This window comes from Paenibacillus sp. JT22N12 (assembly GCF_056269365.1).
Genome location: NZ_JBWDNU010000011.1, coordinates 101,131 through 122,508, shown reverse-complemented (window position 1 = coordinate 122,508; position 21,378 = coordinate 101,131). Strand labels below are relative to the sequence as shown.

General features: G+C 50.8%; 14 protein-coding genes. All 14 read right to left on the bottom strand.

Annotated elements, in window-relative coordinates; genetic code table 11:
- Nucleotides 1-198 precede the first annotated feature (198 nt).
- A complete protein-coding gene (locus AC0YOA_RS29385; protein WP_475789649.1) occupies nt 199-1,845 on the bottom strand; it encodes an extracellular solute-binding protein in 1,647 nt (548 codons plus the stop codon).
- Between the two features lie 96 nt (nt 1,846-1,941).
- Nucleotides 1,942-2,814 carry a carbohydrate ABC transporter permease gene (locus AC0YOA_RS29380; protein ID WP_210044568.1) on the bottom strand — a complete coding sequence of 291 codons (873 nt, stop codon included), beginning with the start codon at nt 2,812-2,814 and terminating at the stop codon, nt 1,942-1,944.
- Between the two features lie 15 nt (nt 2,815-2,829).
- Entirely contained in the window at nt 2,830-3,783 is a 954-nt protein-coding gene (locus tag AC0YOA_RS29375; RefSeq protein WP_210044559.1) for an ABC transporter permease, read from the bottom strand.
- A 237-nt stretch (nt 3,784-4,020) separates the two neighbouring features.
- A complete protein-coding gene (locus tag AC0YOA_RS29370) occupies nt 4,021-5,214 on the bottom strand; it encodes an S-layer homology domain-containing protein (RefSeq protein WP_475789648.1) in 1,194 nt (397 codons plus the stop codon).
- Nucleotides 5,215-5,302: 88 nt separating this feature from the next.
- Nucleotides 5,303-8,680 (bottom strand): glucuronyl esterase domain-containing protein, encoded by a 3,378-nt coding sequence (locus AC0YOA_RS29365; RefSeq protein ID WP_475789647.1) that lies wholly within the window; start codon nt 8,678-8,680, stop codon nt 5,303-5,305.
- Between the two features lie 537 nt (nt 8,681-9,217).
- Entirely contained in the window at nt 9,218-11,437 is a 2,220-nt protein-coding gene (locus tag AC0YOA_RS29360) for a helix-turn-helix domain-containing protein (protein ID WP_475789724.1), read from the bottom strand.
- A 436-nt stretch (nt 11,438-11,873) separates the two neighbouring features.
- Nucleotides 11,874-13,481 (bottom strand): response regulator, encoded by a 1,608-nt coding sequence (locus tag AC0YOA_RS29355; protein ID WP_475789646.1) that lies wholly within the window; start codon nt 13,479-13,481, stop codon nt 11,874-11,876.
- Nucleotides 13,482-13,602: 121 nt separating this feature from the next.
- Nucleotides 13,603-15,357 (bottom strand): sensor histidine kinase, encoded by a 1,755-nt coding sequence (locus tag AC0YOA_RS29350; RefSeq protein WP_475789645.1) that lies wholly within the window; start codon nt 15,355-15,357, stop codon nt 13,603-13,605.
- A 103-nt stretch (nt 15,358-15,460) separates the two neighbouring features.
- Nucleotides 15,461-16,303, bottom strand: coding sequence for a carbohydrate ABC transporter permease (locus tag AC0YOA_RS29345; protein WP_475769011.1), 843 nt, complete (start codon nt 16,301-16,303; stop codon nt 15,461-15,463).
- Nucleotides 16,300-17,262: a carbohydrate ABC transporter permease gene (locus AC0YOA_RS29340; protein ID WP_475769010.1), complete on the bottom strand. Its 963-nt coding sequence runs from the start codon at nt 17,260-17,262 to the stop codon at nt 16,300-16,302. Before AC0YOA_RS29340 ends, AC0YOA_RS29345 begins: the two co-directional genes overlap by 4 nt.
- Nucleotides 17,263-17,432: 170 nt before the next feature.
- Complete coding sequence (locus AC0YOA_RS29335; protein WP_475789644.1) at nt 17,433-18,227, bottom strand: Nif3-like dinuclear metal center hexameric protein; 795 nt, start codon at nt 18,225-18,227, stop codon at nt 17,433-17,435.
- Nucleotides 18,228-18,295: 68 nt separating this feature from the next.
- The gene (locus tag AC0YOA_RS29330; RefSeq protein WP_210044522.1) at nt 18,296-19,600 is read right to left on the bottom strand and encodes an ABC transporter substrate-binding protein; all 1,305 of its coding nucleotides are present in this window, start codon (nt 19,598-19,600) and stop codon (nt 18,296-18,298) included.
- A gap of 237 nt (nt 19,601-19,837) precedes the next feature.
- A complete protein-coding gene (locus AC0YOA_RS29325; protein WP_475789643.1) occupies nt 19,838-20,563 on the bottom strand; it encodes a YebC/PmpR family DNA-binding transcriptional regulator in 726 nt (241 codons plus the stop codon).
- A gap of 71 nt (nt 20,564-20,634) precedes the next feature.
- The gene (locus AC0YOA_RS29320) at nt 20,635-21,198 is read right to left on the bottom strand and encodes a hypothetical protein (RefSeq protein WP_475769006.1); all 564 of its coding nucleotides are present in this window, start codon (nt 21,196-21,198) and stop codon (nt 20,635-20,637) included.
- Nucleotides 21,199-21,378: the final 180 nt, after the last annotated feature.

Sequence of the window (21,378 nt, the reverse complement as noted above, 5' to 3'; positions counted from 1 at the left end):
TGCCGGAGCAGCAGAAGTTATACTTTCCGATATTTCAAAAAAAAAGAGAAACCGCCATAAACAGCAGTTTCCCTTATCCTTCAGAATCCACTACTCTGTTCTTCGCACAGCAGCTGCTTCCCTGCAGCTTTATTGAATCCCGCACTCAATACCTGCTTGGCAGTCTGCCGGACGGTCCCCAGCTTCCAATACGTGAACTTAAGGATTTTCCGACTTGAACGCTTTGCGTTTCTCGTCCATGACTTCCTGTCCGCCGATTTTCATATAATCCTGAACTTCCTTGTCGTAGACCTTGTCAAAGTCTGCTGTTTTCGCCGTTACGACTTTGACCATAATCTCGTCGTTTTTGGCATCCAGGGTGGTCGCATATTTGATCTCCGACTCAATTGGCGTTAAGACACGAGGCTTGACGATCCCGTCGGACATGCCTTTCTCGATACTCTCTACCGTAAAATCCTTAAATGCCGGATCGGATGCGTTCGCTTCGATATTCAGCTTTTCGTCCGTGTTGCTTACATATTTGCCGTTTAGAATAATGCAGTAATCGAAATAGTTATACAGTGTCTGATTGACCAAATCATTGTCAAGTGTATAGGGAAGACCGTTCTCCATCTTGTACGTTTCGCCTTCCGTACCGTTCTGCAGCGTAATAATATTTTCCGGCTGGGACATCCAGTCCAGGTATTTGACTGCGGCCTCGGCGTTTTTGCTGGCCTTCGGAACCAAAATATACATTCCGTTCGGGGAATACACCGGCTTGGGATGCTTGCCGCTTGCGTCCGTGAACGGGTCAATCAACGCCAAGCTTGCGTTCGGATCCGCCTTCTTCAATTCCGTGTAATACCCCATGTATACGGGCTCGTTGGTATTCGGCGTAGCGGCGCCGACCCGGCCATTGATCAGGTCCTTCTGGAACTGCTGCGTATCCTTGTTCATTTGCAGCGGGAAGTCGGGATCGATCAGCCCTTCATTATACAGCTTGTTCAGGAAACGGTAGGCTTCCTTATTTCCCGGCATCAGCCATTCCGCACTCGCATACAGGTCTTCCTGCGAGATTTTATCCCACTCCCAGAACGAATACTGCAGGGCGTGCATATGGAAATAGTCGATATAGCCGTATGGAATGACGTTGTCGCCGGATTTTCCCGGTTTTTTCTCTTTGAACGCTTTCAATGTTTCGTAAAATTGTTCTGTCGTTTCTGGCAGCGGCAAATTGAGCTCCTTCAGCCAATCCTCGCGGATAAACGTCGTCATTTGCGCGGTCAGCACGCGTTTTGCCGGAACTGTGTACTGCTTGCCGTCAAATATCCCGTAACTGAGGAGCTCATCGCCCATCGTCTTCTTCAGGTTCGGGCCGAACTGCTCGATCAAGGGGCCAAGATCGGTCAACCCGCCGTCTTTGACATATTTCTGAACGGTTGGCTGGTCATACGTGTAGGCGATATCCGGTGCCTGATTGGCAGCCATCAGCACGTTCAGCTTATCCACCTCCTGCGAGCGCGGGACGGTGACGAACTCCACCTTGATGTTGTTCGGATCGCCGAAATTCTTTTGAATAAACTGGGTCATAAAGTTGTCCGTGATAGGCGGCGCTCCGGCCGGGGTGTTGTTGCGGTCAAACAGCTCTACCCGCAGTGTGATTGGATCTCCTTTAGGCTCTTCTGCTGCCGGCTTGTTCTCATCCCCCTGATTGTCCGCTGGCGCTTCAGTCGGCGTGTTCGCCGGCGTGTTTGCTGGCGCTGCGCCGTTGTCCGAATTGTTGCCGCTGCTGCAGCCTGCCAATACGGATGCAAACAACAGCAAGGTGAACATAATCATGCCTGTTTTTCGGATTGCGATTTTCATCAGACTTTGGCTCCCTTCATATTTTGGTTTTTTTCTATCTATAGCAACCTTCGCGAGGACGGCTTAAGGGCCGTATGATCTGACGAAGAGCGACTATCAGCCTTTGACTGCCCCGATCATCATGCCTGAGATAAAATACCGCTGCAGCCATGGATAGATAAGAAGAATGGGCAGGGTTGCGAACATAATGGACGCTGCCTTGAGGCTCTCCGGCACCGGAGCAGCGGCATTCATCCCCTCTGCGGTAGCCATATCAATGACCTGACTGTTGATAACCATCTCGTACAGCCTCAATTGAAGCGGGTACAGCTCCGATTTGGTGATATACAGAAGCGCGTCCATAAACCCGTTCCAGCGTCCTACGGCATAGAACAGGCTGAGCGTAGCCAGCACCGGGAGAGACAAGGGCAGCACCAGTCGGATCAGAATCTTGAAATGGCCTGCTCCGTCCATACGCGCGGATTCTTCCAGCTCCAGCGGAATAGAAGAGAAGAACGTCTTGATAATGAGCAGATAGAAGGCATTAATCGCTCCCGGCAGAATGAGCGCCCAGACCGTATCGAGCAGATGCAGGTTTTTGATCAGCAAATATTCCGGAATGATGCCGCCGCTGAAGAACATGGTCAGCACGATGATGAGCAGGAACAGGGTTCTCCCCTTCAGCCTCTCTTTGGTTAGCGGGTAAGCAGCCATAACCGTCATAATCATTGAGAAAACGGTAAACAGCGTGACAAGCCCGATGGTAAACACCAGGGAGCGAATCATTTCCGGATTGCCGAATACGGTCTTGTAAGCCGTCAAATCGATGTCCATGGGAATAATGGTGACCTTGCCGGCCATGATCGGGCTGTTGGAGCTGAGCGACAGGGCGAAGATATGGAGCATAGGCACGAGGCATAATACTCCCGCTACGGTGATAAAGCATATAATGATCGCATCGACGACTCTTTCGTTTCCTTTTCTGGTCATAATTCTCCTCCCCCCTTACCAAATGCCTTGATCGTTGACTTTGCGGGAAATAAAATCGGCAGACAGCAGAAAGATGAGCCCGACAACAGCCTGGAACAGGCCGATAGCGGTAGCGATCGTATAACGCGCCGACTGGATCCCGATCTTGTACACATAGGTGCTGATCACTTCAGATACATCCGTTACAAGGGGATTGCTCAGGACGAAAGGACGGTCAAAGCCAATGCTGGCCATATGTCCGATATTAATGATTAATAGAATGATAATCGTCGGCTTGATGCCAGGCATGGTAATATGCCAGATTTTCCGCATCCGGTTCGCTCCGTCCACATCTGCTGCTTCATACAGGTCTCTGTTGATGCCGGTCAGAGCGGCCAGATAGATGATGGTTCCCCACCCTGCGCTTTGCCATATGCCGATGCCCAGGTAAGAGAGAACCCAATACAGCGGCTCGGTCAGGAATGGAATCGCTTCCAATCCGAATGATTTTAAAATAATGTTCACGATACCGGTGTTCGTTGCGAGCAATTGGAGGGCCATCCCGCCAATAATGACCCAGGAAATGAAATGGGGCAAATACAGGATCGTCTGGGCTCCCTTCTTGAACCACTTCACACGCAGCTCGTTAAGCAGAATCGCCAGAATAATCGGGATGGGGAAGCTGATCACCAAATCCAGAAAATTCAGTACAAAGGTGTTGCGCAACGCATTGTAGAAAGCATCCATGGCGAACACTTCCCGGAATGTCTCAAAACCGATCCAGGGGCTTGCCAGAACTCCTTTAAACATGTTGTAGTCCTTGAACGCAATAATGATGCCAAACATGGGAACATACTTGAACAAGACAAAATAAACCAAGGGCAATATCAACAGCGCATATAATTGCCAATCCCGCTTCAGCGTCTTGAAACGGATACGCCGTACGCGGACTGCCGTCTTTTCTTGCCGGCTGGTCGTTGCAGTAGCCATGGTAAGCCTCCTCTTCCTAAATGTGACAAACCGTTCTTGAGCACCAGTCTAACACCCGTCAGCCACGCTTGGAAATTAACAATAATCGGGAGGTTAACCTGACCAAAATCTGCTAGGTACCGGGGCAGTTAACACTTTTTAATGAACTTAACCTTTCTTGAAAACGGAGAATTTCCCTGGATCCACAGGCAAAACGCCGCTTAGTATGAAGATATTCTCAGCGGCGTTAGCGCTCCATCAGGAGGGAATCGCGTAAGCCGGATCGATCCTGCCGGCTTTTTCAAGAATAATGTAGAGAATTTTGGCGGCTTCGGCGCGTGTTGTGTTGCCAAGAGGATCAAAAATGTTGTTCCCCTTGCCTGCGATGATGGAGGCCGACTGCATTTGATACACGGCAGCCTTTGCGTAGCCGCCTATCGATTGATCATCCGCAAACGCAGCTTGCTTCAGTTCTGCCTTCAGATCCATGTCGAACGTGGAAGCAAGGCGAGACATAATGACTGTGATGTCCTGACGCCTGATCGGATCGTTCGGGCCAAACGCTTTTTCGGTGTAGCCGGTCACAATCCCGTTGTCCGTGGCCCAGGCTATGGCGTTCGTATACCATCCGCCGGGTACAGTGTCCCCGAAGGTCAGCGGGACTCCGGGCTGCGCTCCGCTGCCAAACGCGTTGTAGAACATCTGCACAAATTCGGCGCGGGTGAGCTTGCCGTTCGGACTGAACTTTCCGTTTCCAACGCCGGACACATACTGCTGTGCGGCGAGAGAAAGAATATAGCTTTCCGCCCAGTGTCCGCTTATATCGGTGAAGCTGGGCAAACCGGCGAGAGGGACAGCATCGTCAAGCACGATCTCAATATTTGCGTTTTGCTCATTAAGGATAATGGTTTTGCCGCCGCCACTGCTGCCGCCTGTACCGGAATTGTCTCCGCCGGAATTGGCCTCGCTGCCAGGACGGGAAATCTGAATGGTCTGCTCTTTCTTTGGCGTGGAGACCGGTTTGCCGCCGCCGTCATACCGGCTTACCGCGGGAGAAATAGAGATGGTTTCGATTGCGTTACCCTGATAATTTAATTTCAGCACACCTACCTCAAGCTTGCCAGAGAAAACATTCTTTCCTTCTGTCGTCATCCCGCCGATGAGGTGCCGGGTGCCGTTATACTGATAAAGGCTTGTAAAACTCGGCTCCATCTCATGGCTTACATACTTTATGCCATCCGACAGTTCTACCGACATCTCCACGCCGGCATATTTTTCTTTTTCCGTGAGGGAAATCGTCACCGTGAATTCGGTCAGTGCAGTTTCCACATTGATTGGTGCGGCTTCGGCATTCGATGGAGCGGCATTCACCGGCAGGCCGGCCATACAAACCAATAGAACAAATGAGAGCGCAATACATACGGCGTGACGCGATTTTCTCAAAACTCTCATAATATTTTCCTCCTAAGCGTGTCGGCACCGGGATAACGTACTCCCGGCGCCGGTCACTATCTTTCCTGAATGAACGATTTGGCTGCTGTTAAAATCCTATGCTGTTGTCATTAAGAACCTGGATGAAGACCAGCAGGTCGTCTATGCCCACCTTGCCATCGCCCGTATAATCGGCGCGATAGGCGTTCTCCCGCCAGTTGCTGTCGAGGCTGGAGGCCCCATAGTAGCCGGCAACGGCATAGAAGTCGTTCCAGTCAACGACTTTGTCGTTGTTAATATCGTAGGTAAGCACCATATAGGAGCCCACCGTCACCGTCGCTGTATTATTCAGCGGAGTGACAGCTAATTCGTTTTTGCCATTGCTTGCAAACTCAATGATGATCTCCACGCTCACGTCGCCGACATAACCCGCGGGAACGGTAAAGTTCAGATCAAGCAGGTTCAAAAGATTCTCTCCGGAGGAGATAGGAGCGCCCAGCTTGGCAACGGCAAGCTGAAGCTCCTTCTTGCCTGCGTCGTTCTTGGCGTCTACAACCGAAACGCCGGATTTGCCGACTGCGCTTACGTATGTGAGATCCGCGTCGTATTTCACCCTGGCGTTGAAGCCCTGCAGGCCGGTGTAATTTCCTGCGTCTAGCGTGAATTTGACAGGTGTCTCCTTATCTTTGCTGTTGACGATTACGCTTTCCGGCACATTGACCGTGTAGATGATGCTCTCGGGCAATGTGGCCGTAATATTGAACTTGGCGGTGAAGCCGGAGAAGCTGACTGTCGCCTCTGTGGTGCCGGCTTTTTGCACCAGCGTGCCGTCCTTCACGTCGGTTTCATAGCTGCTGACTGCCTTGGATGTGCCGTCCTCAAAGGCTGCGGTAACAACAAGCCCCGTCAGATCGATGCGCTCGCCAACCTTGTACTCCACCTTGTTCGGCGGCGTGACGGTGATGCCGGTAACGGCCTTCGGCGCGAGATCAAAGACGTAAGGCTTGACATTGACGTTGCCCGCCGCATCCTTCAGCCGGACAAGCGTGAGTTCGCTGCCTGCAGAGAGAGGCTTGTCAAAGCCGATGGTGACGATGGTGTTGTTCTCACTCCACTGGAGGGTGTAATCCTCGGCGAAGTTTGTGCCGAAGCCGAAGTTCTGCGGGTCCATCGGATTCGCAAAGCCAATGGATACGCTGGTGTCGGCCTCCGTGATCATCGTATTCTTGGGATTGAAGATAACGTCTCCCAGCTTGGTGGTCGGCCACGGAAGCGATTCCGGCCTTTCGCCCGTATCGGTGTTCTTGTTCGGGAACTGCGGCCAGTTGGGACTTGGCCCGATCTTGATATTGGTGGACGGCCAGGACGGCGGCAGGACAGCCTTGGCCATGTTCAAATCATAAGAGAACTGGAAATTATAATCGGGCAATGATTCAAGTTTGACATCCTCAAGACGGACAACCCTGTTCACTCCTGCTGTATAAACGGCCGGGAAGCCGGGAACATCTTCCTGGAAGAAGGAGTGCTTGTTGGTGTTGTCCGCATCGGCGCTGGAATAGCCTGTCAGGATAGAAGCGCCGTAAGGAAGAATCCAGCCGGGCTCCTGTGCTTCGTTCACGCTGGCCGGAACCGGCACATCGTTGGCGAAGATCTTGATGGCATTCTTGTCGACCTTGCTCGTGAAGCCGAAGATCCAGCGTTGATTGTCGCCGGTGTCGTCAGCCGTGAGGCTGGTGCGGAGGATACCCGTCAGGTCATAGCTCTGGAGATAGACCGTCTGGCTGTCCTTGGCCTTGCCGATGGTGGAGAGCGTGTAGCGGCCCGCCGCAACCTTGTCGGCGCTGAGTGTGAAGGTGGCGACTCCGCCAACAACATCAGCGGTATAGACGCCAGCACCCGTGTTCAACATCACCTGCGAAGCGTCGGAATACGCCTTGATTGTTGCCGGATAACCCGCTGTTACCATCTCGTTCGTGGTATAGAGTGAATATTTGCCCGGCCGTGACCATTGAATATACGAGCTGTCTACCTCAAACGGATAGCTCGACATTTCCCATACGCTGCCGTAGGTTTGCGCCGGTCGAACCGGCGGGTTGACGTTAACGCCGAGCGTATCGGGTCCCTCAACCTTGAGAGGATCGCCGTATTTTCCGCCGTGGAACTCGCGGTCCATCATAGCCAGCACATAGGCGTGGTCGCGGTCCTGAAAGGCATGCGCGCCGTCATGGACATATACGCCGATATTGCCGCCTGCGCCGAGCAGCTCATAGACCTCTTTGGCGGCGACAGTGGCAAGCACATTGGACGGGGAGCCCAGCCAATCAAAGCCTTCCCCGGTAAAGGTGATAAGCGGCCTCGGAGCGACCAGCGCCGCGAGAGCATGCGAATCAAACGGAAGCTTGTCAAGGTCAAAGCGGAAATCCTCGGCCTTGACGCCAAGCCAGTGGGCTTCGCTTGGAGACAGCAGGTTTGTCGGCTTCTCGTTGCGGAAGAAGCTGCGGTTCATGTTGGAGTTGCTGTAGGAGGCATTGGGAGCCCCGTTCGCGCTGTTCGGCACGTTGTAGTTGTAGATGCGGCCCTCGGAGGAATAGCGCATGGACGCTATGCCGCCCTGACCGGGATCCACGGGCACAACAATGCTGATGCGCTCGTCGAACGCCCCGGCGAGAGCCGCGCCCTTGCCGTTGCGGGACACGCCGGTGACGACCGAGCGGGTCGGGTCGATAAGGCCTTTATACGCGCCGTTCTCAAGCGCGTCAATGGTCCGGGAGATGCCCCATGCCCATGCCATCAGCGCGCCCGAATCGCCCTCGTACGTATCCTTGTTGAATGGATACAATGTGGTGTACAGGCCGGTGCGGCTGGCGCTGTCGCTGTAGATCGTGCCGGTGGGGTTGTTCATCACGGCATAGCCGTGACGCAGGAAGGCATTGCGCATATTGGCGGAAACGCCGCCGCCTACGCCGATAACAAAGGGATAGGGAGGCGCGATGTTCGTTTCGCCGTTTTTCAGATCGGCATCCGCCACACCTTCCTTATAGGTCGGGATGTAAATGCCGGTTACGTTGTAGCTGCCGGATTTTCCGTTGTCCGGATTATTGACGGTAACCGTCAACGCTGCGTTGCTCGTGCCGAAGGTGCCGGAATAGGTGACATCCTCCTTCCTGGTCTGTTCCTTATGGCCGTAGTAGTAGTACTGCAGCTCGTCGGAGATCTCCGCCCGGCGCTGATCCCACTCTGACTTGGTAGTCGCATAACCGTTCGTTCCCTTCGTCGGGTCAAGGAATTTAAACAGGTCGGGCAGGCCGTCGGAGCTGGGCAGCTTATTGATGTCGGTAGGGAAATACTCGCGTCCCGCGGGAGGCTGGGCTTGGGACGGACCCTGGTTGGATGGATAATACGCATTTGCAGCGAAGACGGAGGGCACCATTGAGAAGCTCAGAAGTACGCCCAGGATGGCACTTAACAGTTTTTTCTTGGTTTTCATGCATCTTCCTCCTGTTTTTTTGAGTAGGCATTATTCATTTACATTGGAACCAGCCAACAGCCAGAGCTTCGGTTCCATTTATCCGCTGCTGTTTGCTTGACTTTGCAGTTTAAGGCAGCAATGACGCTCAGAAGCAGCTCCACCTCCCTTTCGAAATCAGCTGTTTTTTTGCCTTGCAGCGGCACGGCCAGAAATGAAATCGCTTCCATTCCTTCAAATCATGTTCCCCTTGCCGGTGCCGTTTGTTCGCTTCGAGCGATTGCCAATCCCGCTGTCATCTATTCACAGCGGACATGCCGTGCGCGGCTGCTGTCTTCTTGCCTGTTTGCCGGTGCAGCAGCCGCATGAGCCCTCCCCTTCCTGATTGTGGCAAACATTCTTGACCACCAATCTAACACCCGTCCGCCACACTTGGAAATTAACAATAATTGGGCAACTAACCCGCACCAAACAAGCCCTGCACAACGTGATAATTACGATTTAAACAGACTTAACCTTTCTTGGAGACCGGGGAATTCCCCCGGGAAACGCAGTAATCTAACGGTCGGAACGGTGCAGGCTGCGGTATTCTCCGGGAGGGAGGTTGTACAGCTTCTTGAAGGCCCGGTGGAAGGAAATGACATGATTGTATCCGACCTTCTCCGCGATGCTTAAGATGGGTTCATCCGACTCCACGAGCAGCCGTTTGGCATGGCCAAACCGCAGCCTCAGTACATAGTCGATAAACTTCTCTCCGAGCTCTTCTTTGAACAAATGACTGAGCGTGCTGGACTCCAGGCCGAATCTGTCGCTAATCTGTATGAGCGACAAGCCCGGGTCCGCGTAATGCTCATCAATATAATTTTTCACCTGGACGGCAACGCTATGATGCTTTCTGTTGATGCGCTGCCGCATGAGCTCGCCTTCGAGCTTTTCCATCGCAGCCGTCAGCTGCTCCTGCAGCTCAGCCAGCGTTTCGGAATCGTCCACCAGCTCCTCGAATAAAAGCTCATAATACTCCATCCACAGGAGCTGAATATCCGGGGACAACATGCCTAGCTCTTTCGTCAGCTGCCTCGTCACATTGCTCATAAACTCCGCCATCGCCTGTTTGGTCACCAAAGTCGCATTCATCGATTCGAAAATTCGAATGAGCTTCTCCTTCCAGCTCTTCTCGTCTTTCCGGAAGGACTGCGTCACATCCTGAACGGCCTGGAAATAGAAATAGGCATCCCCGTCAGCCTTAGTTTGCCTCATTCGATTATCGATAACGGTATTCGTTCCGAAAACCGCTTTATAGGAGACATTTTCCTGCGCATTGCGGCAGGATTGAACGATCATAGGGACGGAACTTGATTCTTCGCCGATCCCTGCCGAAATTGTCAGCTCCAGATGGCGGTTGATCCATGTCCGAAAATCCTCGCATATCAATCGCATCGTGTCGCCGTATGGCGTTTCCGATTCAAACAAATGAACGGCAAACACAATTTGATAAGGCTTCATCCAGGCATGCCATACGAACAAATCCCGCTGCTGCGCCAGCTCCCGGAAAGCGCTTTCCAAAATGAATTTCAATAGATGCTGGTCGCTCTGCTTATACTTTTTGGTAAATGCACGATAATGATCGATTTCCAGCGCGACGACACAAAGACGGTCGAATGCATGCGGCAGGCTGAGTGCGGCCATTTGCCGCTCCCACTCGGCCTGGCTTGATGTCCGGTGTCCCGCCAGAAGCTCCTGAAACAGCTGCTGCTGGCGCAGCGCCGTGTCCTCCTTATACAGATTGTCGTAATCAAGCGACTTTTTGAGCAAATGATCCAGTGCGGTCTCGATGAAAGCAAACTCGTTGCGGGGGGTCTTCCTGCCAATCTCTTCGCCTTTGCGGGCCGTATAACCGCCGACCTTCCCGAAGATAGCCTCAAGCGGCTTGTAGTGCATATGGGTAATGAATGTAAATCCGCCAAGCGCAAGCACGATCATGATCAGCACAACAATTACCCAAACATTCGAGAGAAAGGACAGCACAGTAAACTGCTTCGCATGCACGCTGTCGGTATAGTAATACCATCCCGTATAGGGGGAATGAGCATATAATTGCGGCGGATCGACCGCTGCGCTTCCTGTTTGAAAAGGCTGTCGCTCCGAATCCAGCAGTCGGACGGAGCCGCTGCTTTTCTCAACGAAACTGTTCAGAAACTCGACGATGGAGCCGGTATAAATGCTGACGACCACTGCACCTTGCTTCAACGATGCGTTCGGGAATAACTTGACGAGAGAAACGACCTTCTGGGGATTATGGTCCGGCATTGACAGGGAATAAGCCCTCGGGTTCGTCCAGCCGGACAATCCCTGGCTGCCGTAGGCAGACATCAGAAACGGCTTGTCGGCAAACGACGCCAGCTGATAGGCTCCCGAGTCGGCTAGTACCCGCCTGTCGGACTCCTTGTACAGATAGATTGAATGGACAAAAGGAAACAACGATTTCAAATCGATCAGGTTCTTTTGAATGACGAAGTAATCATAGACGGTTTTGGGCCTATCGGAGAAATAGTCCTGTATCGCGTTATTATTCACCAGTCCGCTGACGACGTTGCGTTCGATCAGCTTCAGGTTCGCATCGGTATTGCGCATCATTTGCTCGACAATCGTTCGATTCGTATCCATGTATCTGTTCGCGGAGGCATTATTGAGCACGGTGAAAAACACAAAAATAATGGAAGAAATAACTACGAAGAAAATCGGAGTATACGAAAGCAGCATGCGGTAATACCAATTCATCCTCAATCGAATCCACGCTCCTGTTCTCGGCGTTTCGATTAGAAAAAAAGCAGAAGGTCAGTCGGGAATCGCCACCGGGTATGTAATGGGGTACGGATTATTACGCCTTAATGATTGTATCGGTCATCACCCTCTCACGCTCACCTTACGAGCAAATCAGACTATGGGGAAAATTGTATCAACTACGGATAGAAATTCATATGCGAATGATGCACGATTTGCTTTAAAATAGCACGATATTTGTAAGCGTATACATTTATTTATCTGGAAATCGAGAGGCCTTTCCATTTTCTCCGGGTTATATGGTTTGCCTTTCTATTGAACTCAGGAAGAAAGGCATGCCGGAATTCCGGATTCAACATCTGGAATTCAAGCATGCCTTTCTGATTTGCTGAAATTGAAATTGTCATACATGGCAGCGGCAGGCTGCGCCCCTTCACAGCTCTGTCGGATTCATGCCGGTGATTTTTTTAAACAGGGTGCTGAAATAGGGGACATTCTTATACCCGACCCGTTCGGCTACCTCGTATACCATCAGATTCTGCTCAAGCAGCAGCTCTCTCGCCTTCTCGATCCGCACCCGGGTAAGATAGTTGTTGAAGGTTTCACCCGTCATATTTTTGAAAATAATAGATAAATGATTCCGCGAAATAAACACCTTGTCCGACAGCTCGGCAAGAGTCACTTCCTCCGCGTAATGCTCATGAATATAATGCGTCATAAAATCTACGACCTGCCTGTGCTTGCTGCTCCCTTTCCACTGCCGGTTGCTGCAAATCACGGATATTTTGGTTGTGAGCCATTCCGCCAATTGCTCCGGCCGGGTCAGGCCGAACAATTCTTTGGCAATCTGATCATTCGCGAACAGATCGTCAAGCACCAGGCCGGCTTCATACAGGCAATACGTAAAAATGCCCCATAGCTCGCTTCCCAGCATCTGTATATAATCCTGCGTCATCCCCCCTTGCTTCTCCAGCTTTCCGATATAATCGGCAACAAGCTGATGCGCTTCGGCCTCCTTGGATGCTTTGATGGCGCTTGCCAGCTTATAAGAGAATTTGACGGGAAACAGGACAACCGATTCCTGCTCTCTTATTTTCTGTCTGTAGGCAAACAAATCGTAAGCAGGGACAACCCGCCGGTCTCTCAAATCAATAGCGCGGAAGGCTTCCTCCGTCGAATCCGGGATTTTTACCCATTCCCCTTTAACGCCACCGATCCCGACGCGAATAACCAGCTTCAGGTAAAGCTTGATGCTGTCGATCAGTTTCAGGCCCAGTTCCTCCAGCTTCTTCTCCACCTGCTCCGGGGTTCCGGCTCCCGGGTGGACGATGATCAGCGCTCTTGTGCTGTGGAGCTCCGTGTATTCCATATGGGGGAACACTTTACCGGCGACCTCGCATGCGATATTGCTGATAGCAAAACGAAACAGGTTCCAGTCAGACAGGGAAAGCTCGCTTGCACGAACATCGCGGACCAGATCAATGCCGAGCGTTGCATGATTGCTCTCCAGCCAGTGGAGGTAAGGCTGCGGCAGATGGCTGCCATTCTGGTAGGAGCTGTCCAGTGTGCCGACCGCAGCCGATCGCACCCACTCCTTCTCGATGAAAGGCTCGTACAGCATCAGCTTATGCTCAAGCTCGCCTTGCCGGACTCTTTTCTCTTCTTCTTCCACCAGCTCCTGAATAACTTTACCTATTATCGATTTTAAAGTCGGCACGCTGATCGGCTTGGATACATAATCGCTTACGTTATGTCTCAGCGCCTGTCTGGCATGCTCGAAATCCGAATATCCGCTAAGAATGATGATTTTGCCGTTAAACCCTTCCTTCCGCAGCTGCTCCATCATATCCAGGCCGTTCATCACCGGCATATAAATATCAGTGATCACAATATCCGGCTGGGTCTCCCGGATCAAGTCCAGTCCGTCTTCGCCGTTCAAGGCTTCCCCCGCCCACTGCGCATTCAGCTCATCCCAGGGAATAACGCGCTTCATTCCTTGCAGCACATGGCGTTCATCGTCAATGATGGCAATCTTCCACACAAAACAGACCTCCTTTAACTTCAACAGCAGCGAAGAAATCGCTTTCACTCTTTATACTACCAATCCGTATCAGACATGCAAATCTTAGAGATTCACCCTTTATTTTTAAAAGCTTAACTATTTATACGGGATTGTTATCTGCCTGCTCTTTAGGCTGCGGCTCGGTCAGCAGCGGAAGGGTAATTTCGACCCTGGTTCCCCCCTCTTCCCGATCCGTCAGGACAACACCATAGCAATCTCCGAAATAACCGGCGATTCTCTCCCGCACATTACGGATGCCGTAGCCTCCCGTACGACGTTTCTGTTTCCCCTCCGCCACGCGTTTGAGTCCGGTACCGTCATCATCAATGATGATTTGTAAAGAATGATTCCTGCTGCTCATCTGAATACGGATGTGACCGTTAATTCGCTTATTAAAGCCGTGGACGACCGAATTCTCCACGAACGGTTGAAGGGTTAGCTTCGGAATAAACAAATGCTGGATGTCTTGTGGAACCTCTATCGTATACTGCAATCCGCCTCCCCAGCGCAGCTGCTGGATCTCCAGATAGCAATTGATATGCTCAAGCTCCTCGCTGATTGTGATAAAGCTCTCGCCATTGGACAAGCCGATCCGGAACATACGCCCCATCAGCTCCAAAATCCGGCTGAGCTCGCCCTGTCCGGCTTCAATGGCCATCCAGTTGAGCTGATCGAGCATATTGTACAGAAAATGCGGGTTGATATTGGCCTGCAGCGCCTCAATCTCGGCTTTTTTCTGCTGCTCATACCGGCGTTGAACGGAAAGATACAATTCCTCGATGCGCTCATTCTGCTTGCGGTAACCGGCAAACAAATAACCGAATTCATTCTCGTAATCCGCCGGGAGCTCCACATTGTTTCCGCTTACAGAATACTGTCTCATCGCCGTTACCATCTCTTTGATCGGCTTCGTGAACTGTCCGCTTAGATAGTGGGTAAGCAGCAGCACCAACAGAACGGCTGCAATGCCGATAAGTACAATCACCTCGGCCAACTGGAAGCTGCTTGCCGTAATTTGATCCCATGGCGTGATTTCCACCAAAGTCCAACTGGAATCGGCCAGCTTCGAATAAACCAGGAGTGAATCACGCACCTCCGGATTTCCCCGGATATGGACATAACCGGATTGGTCGCTTTTGACATCGATCCATTTGGACAGCTCCGTCTGATTCAGCGCCTGGCCGATCTTCAGAAACTGCTGCCCCTCGGTGTTCGTCATCATACGGTTCGATCCCGAGGAATTGCCCGTCAGCAGCGTCTGAATTTCCTTGGCCTTCACATGAACGACAAGCACACCTAAATATTTGTCTTCATACACAATCTTTCTGGCAAAGCTGAGTACGGGAACATCGCCTTGAAAGCTCGGAATCTCATGTTCGCTGGACCACGCAAAATCGCTGTTGACGAGATATTGAGACCAATCCTGTTTATTCAGATCCCTGATATTGCGAAATTGGATATAGCTTTTGGCATCCCCGCTTTGAGGACGGTCCATGTACAAATCGATCCCCTGGATAAGCGGTATGGAATAGGTCAGATTCGCCAGCGCGCGTTCAACTCCCACGTACCCCCGGTACCGGTCAAATTCATCCTGCGTGTTCACAAGAAAGGTGATCAGCTCATTGTCCCGGGAGGTAGACAGCGAGATTTGCTCGATCATGACAAGACGCGTCGTGATTTCATTATTCAGCTCATCGAGCAATTGCTGCTGGTAGTGGGAGGTGGTCCGCACAAGCGCCTTCGACGAGAGGTTGTAGCTTGTCCATGCGACGAAGGCAAGGACTACTATGATCAGCAAGGCGAAGCTGCGGAAGAAGAGGCGGTCGATTCTGAATTTTTTGAACGGATTGGTCATGCCGATTCACTTCCTTTATCTTCCGTCTCAGGCGAAAGAAACGGTAAAGCCGCGAATGAGATTCGCCGCTTTACCGCTATTGGACTCCTGATTGTTCTTCATCTTATCCTTTTATCCCGGTTGTTGCAATTCCTTCAACAAAATACTTCTGCAGGAACATAAAGACGAGCGTGGCAGGAATGATGGATACAAGCGACATCGCCAGCAGCTGGCCCCATTGCTGGGCGGATTGGGAATCGTTGATCATCCGCAGCGCCAGGCCGACCGTATATTTGTCTACCGAGTTGATGTACAGCAGATGACCGAGGAAATCGTCCCAATTCCACAGGAAGCAGAAGATCATGACGGTAACGATAGCAGGCTTGGTCAGGGGCATGACGACTCTCCAATAAATATCGAACCAGGTGCAGCCGTCCATTTTGGCCGATTCGTCAAGCTCTCTCGGAATCCCGCGCACAAATTGAATCAGCAGGAAGACAAAGAACGTTCCGCCCGCCCCGCTTGCCAGCAGGTGAGGCACGATAAACGGCAGATACGTGTTGACCCAGCCCAGCTGATAAAACAAGGCATATTGAGGAATAATCAGCACCTGTCCCGGCATCATCAGCGTCAGCATGAGCAGTGCGAACCAGAAGCTTTTGAGCGGAAAGTCCAGCCTTGCGAATCCGAACGCAACAAGCGTGCTGGAAATAAGCGTAGCAATAAGCACGGCAAGCTCCAGTCCGAATGTGTTGAGATAAAAATCCGTGAAGGAATGCCCGGGAACCGAGTTCCAGCCTTTTACAAAGTTGCTCCATTGGGGTACGGAAGGAAATATGTTCGGCGAGCTAAGCTCGCTGTTTTGTTTGAGCGATGCGCCGATCCACCAAAGGACCGGGTACAGCATCAAGATGCTGAAGACGATCATGAAAATATGCCGGACAGCCAGACTCCATTTTTTTGTCATTTGCGCTTTCTCCCTCCCGGCTGAGCTTCGTAGAACACCCAATATTTCGAGGTGCCGGCGATAACGACCGTTGCCACCACAATGATGACGAGCATAATCCAGGCCAATGCCGAGGAGTAGCCCAGCTGATACCGGCTGAATGCCCGCTCATACAAGTAAAGAGCATAGACATAGGTGGAGTTCATCGGCCCCCCGTTCGTAATGACAAAAGCCGAAGTGAACATCTGGAACGCGCCAATAACGGCCATGACAAGATTGAAGTACAAGATCGGCGAAAGCATGGGCAGCGTAATTCTGAAAAATTGAATGGGCTTGTTGGCGCCGTCCACCGACGAGGCTTCGTACAGATCGTTTGGAATCTGCTTCAGTCCTGCAAGAAAAATGACCATGGTCGAGCCGAATTGCCAGACCGTGAGCAGAACGAGCGTCCCCAGTGCCGTATCGGGGCTTGTGATCCATCCTTTTCCCTCTATGCCGAAGACCGCAATAATTTTATTGAATATCCCGTCAACGCCGAAAATATTCCGCCACAGCAGCGACACCGCTATGCTTCCGCCAATCAGCGAAGGGAAATATATCGCTGTGCGGTAGAAGCTGATACCCTTTATCGCCTTATTAAGCACCAATGCTACGAACAGGGCAGCGGCGAGCTTCAACGGAACGGATGCAATGACGTACATGAACGTTACTTTTACGGACTGCACGAATTTGGGATCTTCCGTAAATATAAGCTCGTAGTTGCGGGTGCCTACCCATTTGATGGGCTCCATCAAGGTGTAGTCGGTAAGCGAATAATACAATGACAAGAACAGCGGATACGCGGTAAGTCCGATAAAGCCGAGCAGCCAAGGTGAAATAAACAAGTAGCCCGCAACGGGAGCGTTCCATCTGCTTGGGGTAGAACGCTTTTTCCTGGCGTTCTCAGTAATGTTTGCGGTAACGGCTGTGGAACGTTTCATGTGTAGTCACCTCTTGTAATCAATTTTATACTTTAAGTATAAAGGCGGGTTCCCCTAGACTAAAGGAGAGGAATCCTCGAATTCTTTCAAAATATCACGAAAAAAAAGAAGAAGCGGCATTTTTGCCACTTCTTCCAAGAGGGTCCCGCGGTCACGCCGCTCCCCCGGGGTTAGACCAGACGGAAGCCATGCTTCCCGGAAATAAACTGAACAGGAATCGCAGGAAACCAGTTCTCGATCCGCTTGGCCAGATACTTCATGCCGGGTTCTTCGCTTTGGGCATGACCCAGCATGATCAAAGCCTTCCGTCTCTGTTGATGGACAGCATCGCGAACATATTCCGGAGTTTCCCATTCCGGGCCTTCCCCTGCTATAATCAAGTCCACATTCTCTTTCCCCAAGAGCGGGATGGACAAGGCGCCTCCGCCTCTGTACCCTGCCAGCAATCCGATCCGTGTACATGTCATGGATAAATCCCCGACAACGCGTACGTAGGGGATGTCCAGATTGCGCTTCGCGCATTCGGCTATTTCTTGGACAGTCATAGCCGGAACAGTGACAATTGAAGCCGCCGGCTGATGCTCAATCACACAGGATGCCCAGCCCAATTCCTCGATTAACCCTGCCACAATCCCGTCAGGCCGATAACGGTGCCAATAATCGTGAAACCTGTAAATAGCGATGCCGGACTTGTCGACAAGCTTTTGTTTTTGCTGATAGACCGGATCATGCTGCAGGGCTTCGCCTTGGTTATGGTGGCTGTAAAATGTTCCCTCATGCGAGATAATCAGATTTGCTCCCGCTGCAATTGCCTGTTCAATCACGTCCTGCGTCGCCATGAACGTGGTCGCGATTCCCTTCACAGCTGTGGACGGATCTCCTGACTCCAGCCCGTCTACCGTTTGCTCAAGCCGGTCAACGGGCTCCGTTAATTTGTTCAAGACGTCATTAATGGATATCGTCATGGCTGCCTCCTCCTCAATAACGCCAGGCCCGGAACAATGTCTGTTCCGGGCCTCACGTTCTTTATTTGTTATTCATATGCCTTTGCTGCCGACTTCAGCTGCTCGAAGGCCTGCTCCGGTGTTATTTTGTTGAAGCTGAGCGAATCGCGGACAAGCGGCCAATCCTTGTCCACATAATTCGTCCAGCCGCCAGGTCCGGCTGTCCAGGTTTGTCCGTCCTTCTCCGTTTCGCGAAGAAGCCCCATGCCGACTTTATCGATATCGCTCATACTCGCTTCCAGTGCTGCCGCATTGTCCTTATTAACCGGCAGCCCGCGCGAGGTCTTCAATATTTTAGCCGCCTCGGGGTCGTTTACGAACCAATTGACGAATTTTTTGGCTTCGTCTGTTTTCTTGGAGGCTGCGGAAACAGCCAGATACATGGAAGGCTTGAGCCATCCGCCCGCTTCTGTCGAACGGGGCATTTCTACAAGCGCGTAAGCTCCCTGCTTTAAGCTGTCCCATGAACCGTAATTATTGGAAAAGCTGAAACGAATGAGAATCTTGCCGGCAACCATCAGATCCAGCTGGGGATCAAACTCTTTGTCTGATGAATTGATATCTGCCGGAGGAACGATTCCTTCCTTGCGCAGCTCTTCGAATTTTTTGGTCCATTCCAGAAAGGTAGCCTCATCAACATTGAATTTGCCGTCCTTCGACACAATCGTGCCTTTGCCTTTGCTGTACTGGAATGCCGAATAGGCAAAATAGTCGCCTGCATAATCCTTGGTAAAGTACTGTCCGTCCGGCAGCTTGCTTTTGGTTTCCTCCGCCAACGCGAAGAAATCGTCCCACGTCCAGTCATTGGCGGGCGTTTTAACTCCGAGCTTATCCAGCGCCGCCTTGTCGAAGATCATTCCATAAGCGACAGAACCCAGCGGTACGGCATATTGATTGCCATCTGCTTGTCCTCCGGCCAGCAATTTCGGATCAATTTTACTTACATCGACTTCTGGCGTCAAGAGAGCCAATTGATTACGGGCCGCCCAATCCGGAGTCCAGCCCGGATCCAGTTGAATAACATCCGGCGCATTATTGGCCGCAGCCTGCGTTGACAACTTGTCCAGATAACCGTCTATGCCGGAATACTCCGGTTCGAACGTAACATTCGGATTATTTTTCGTGTACAGATCAAGCGCCGCCAGTGTTGCCTCATGCCGCTCCTGGGCACCCCACCACATAATGCGCAGCTTGACCGGCTTATCTCCCGTTTCTGCTGCAGAGCCCGCAGACTCCGAACCGTTGTTTGGCTCATTTCCGCCGCCGCATGCGGCCAGCAAGCCCACTAATGCAATTGCAACGAAGACTGTCAGAGAACGCTTCCATTTCAACATCGTTAACCCTCCTGTTTTTGAACAATGAATATCCTGCTCTGCTATTAAGAGTAACAAGTTAGCATGAAAGTTCATATAAGAGCGATGCACGAATTATTTTAAAATAGCCCGATTTCTCAGGATCAGTTCACCCGCCCGGCCGGAGGCTGCGGGGCTATAAGGTCAAAAAAAGCCGCGTTATACGCGGCTTCCCGTGGAATGATCCTGATTTTGAATCCCGCCAGCATGGTTCACAGGCTAGTCCGATTCGGCCAGCTCCACATTGTGATAGACCTGTTGAACATCCTCCAAATCCTCCAGCGCGTCAATTAATTTCTCGAATTGCGCCTGGGAATCCTCTGGAAGAGTTACATAATTCTGGGCAAGCATGGTCAGCTCCGCAACGGTAAATTCGGTAATACCGGCATTCTTGAACGCCTCCTGGACGGCATGAAATTGATCGGGCTCGGCATAAACAATAATAATCCCGTCTTCCTCCACAATGTCCCTCACATCAACGTCAGATTCCAGCAATAGCTCCATGACCTCATCCAATGACTTGTCCGCCAGGCCAAAAACAGCCGTTGAATCGAACATATACGATACCGAACCGCTGACTCCCATGCTGCCGCCATTCTTATTAAATGCGGAGCGAACCTCCGGAGCCGTGCGGTTTACGTTATTCGTCAACGTATCCACGATTACCATTGAGCCGTTCGGTCCGAAGCCCTCGTACCGCAGTTCTACATAGTTTTCATCGCCGCTGCCTTTTGCTTTTTCAATCGCGCGGTCAATGATCGCTTTTGGCACATTGTATGTTTTAGCCCGTTCGAGTACAACCCTCAGCGTCCGGTTTGATTCCGGATCGGGCTCGCCCTTCTTGGCCGCCACATAAATTTCCAGGCCAAACTTTGCATAAATACGGCTCACGTTCGCATCCTTGGATGCTTTCTTTTCTTTAATATTGTTCCACTTACGTCCCATACTGTCCCCGCTTTCTACTTTGCTTTACATTAATTATAGCCGATTTATTAAGCTGTAGGCCAGTCTTGCAGCTAGAACCACTCAAAATCCAGCAAGAATTCATCAAACAACCATTTATTTTCCAATTTATTTATTCGATAAGTACGATCTATTCCATATCCATCTTCATTAAGATAAGTTACCAGGATTAAAATTTCACTGTCATTTATCCATTTCACCTGCTTTAATGCATACTCTGTAATTTTATAGACACCATCCTGTTTTCCAAGTTTCGAATATTCTTTAACCATTTCATCCAATGATTTATTGGAAATATCAATTTTATTTTCAATTACTGATTCTATGAATTTAGTTGAAGCGTACTCCTTCCACCGATTTATATCGTTATAATTGCCGAAATACAATTGTATTACATTTAAAATCTCGCCATGTTCTACGCTGAGTTGGGCAATTCCATTAAACGGGTCTTCTGTATAATATGTACTGTCAATAATGTTCGGATCGATATCGTTCTTTATTTCTTCTGCAATTGCTTGATCCGAATATTCTTGAGACTCTTTTTTGCTTTCAGTTTCTTTTTGACAGCCTATTACACTTAGAGACAATACTGCTAGAATTACTATCAATTTAGTCATAAAGCGCTCCCTGTTTTGAACAAGCTTTTATAAGTCCCCCATATTGTTTATCGAGAAGGCCATTCAATCTTCCACAAATTAATCAGTCACACTCAATAAAGCAGCACTCCCTTTTATATCTTACTCTGACTATATGAATTTTAAAGCTCATGCCAAGCAAAATCAACTCAAACCGCTGCT

What these genes read in the sequence shown, in the direction of transcription:
- AC0YOA_RS29330 (WP_210044522.1), bottom strand. Translation starts at nt 19,600, where the DNA reads ATGTTGAAATGGAAGCGTTCTCTGACAGTCTTCGTTGCAATTGCATTA.
- AC0YOA_RS29365 (WP_475789647.1), bottom strand. Translation starts at nt 8,680, where the DNA reads ATGAAAACCAAGAAAAAACTGTTAAGTGCCATCCTGGGCGTACTTCTG.
- AC0YOA_RS29375 (WP_210044559.1), bottom strand. Translation starts at nt 3,783, where the DNA reads ATGGCTACTGCAACGACCAGCCGGCAAGAAAAGACGGCAGTCCGCGTA.
- AC0YOA_RS29335 (WP_475789644.1), bottom strand. Translation starts at nt 18,227, where the DNA reads ATGACGATATCCATTAATGACGTCTTGAACAAATTAACGGAGCCCGTT.
- AC0YOA_RS29350 (WP_475789645.1), bottom strand. Translation starts at nt 15,357, where the DNA reads ATGACCAATCCGTTCAAAAAATTCAGAATCGACCGCCTCTTCTTCCGC.
- AC0YOA_RS29380 (WP_210044568.1), bottom strand. Translation starts at nt 2,814, where the DNA reads ATGACCAGAAAAGGAAACGAAAGAGTCGTCGATGCGATCATTATATGC.
- AC0YOA_RS29340 (WP_475769010.1), bottom strand. Translation starts at nt 17,262, where the DNA reads ATGAAACGTTCCACAGCCGTTACCGCAAACATTACTGAGAACGCCAGG.
- AC0YOA_RS29325 (WP_475789643.1), bottom strand. Translation starts at nt 20,563, where the DNA reads ATGGGACGTAAGTGGAACAATATTAAAGAAAAGAAAGCATCCAAGGAT.
- AC0YOA_RS29345 (WP_475769011.1), bottom strand. Translation starts at nt 16,303, where the DNA reads ATGACAAAAAAATGGAGTCTGGCTGTCCGGCATATTTTCATGATCGTC.
- AC0YOA_RS29370 (WP_475789648.1), bottom strand. Translation starts at nt 5,214, where the DNA reads ATGAGAGTTTTGAGAAAATCGCGTCACGCCGTATGTATTGCGCTCTCA.
- AC0YOA_RS29320 (WP_475769006.1), bottom strand. Translation starts at nt 21,198, where the DNA reads ATGACTAAATTGATAGTAATTCTAGCAGTATTGTCTCTAAGTGTAATA.
- AC0YOA_RS29385 (WP_475789649.1), bottom strand. Translation starts at nt 1,845, where the DNA reads ATGAAAATCGCAATCCGAAAAACAGGCATGATTATGTTCACCTTGCTG.
- AC0YOA_RS29360 (WP_475789724.1), bottom strand. Translation starts at nt 11,437, where the DNA reads ATGAATTGGTATTACCGCATGCTGCTTTCGTATACTCCGATTTTCTTC.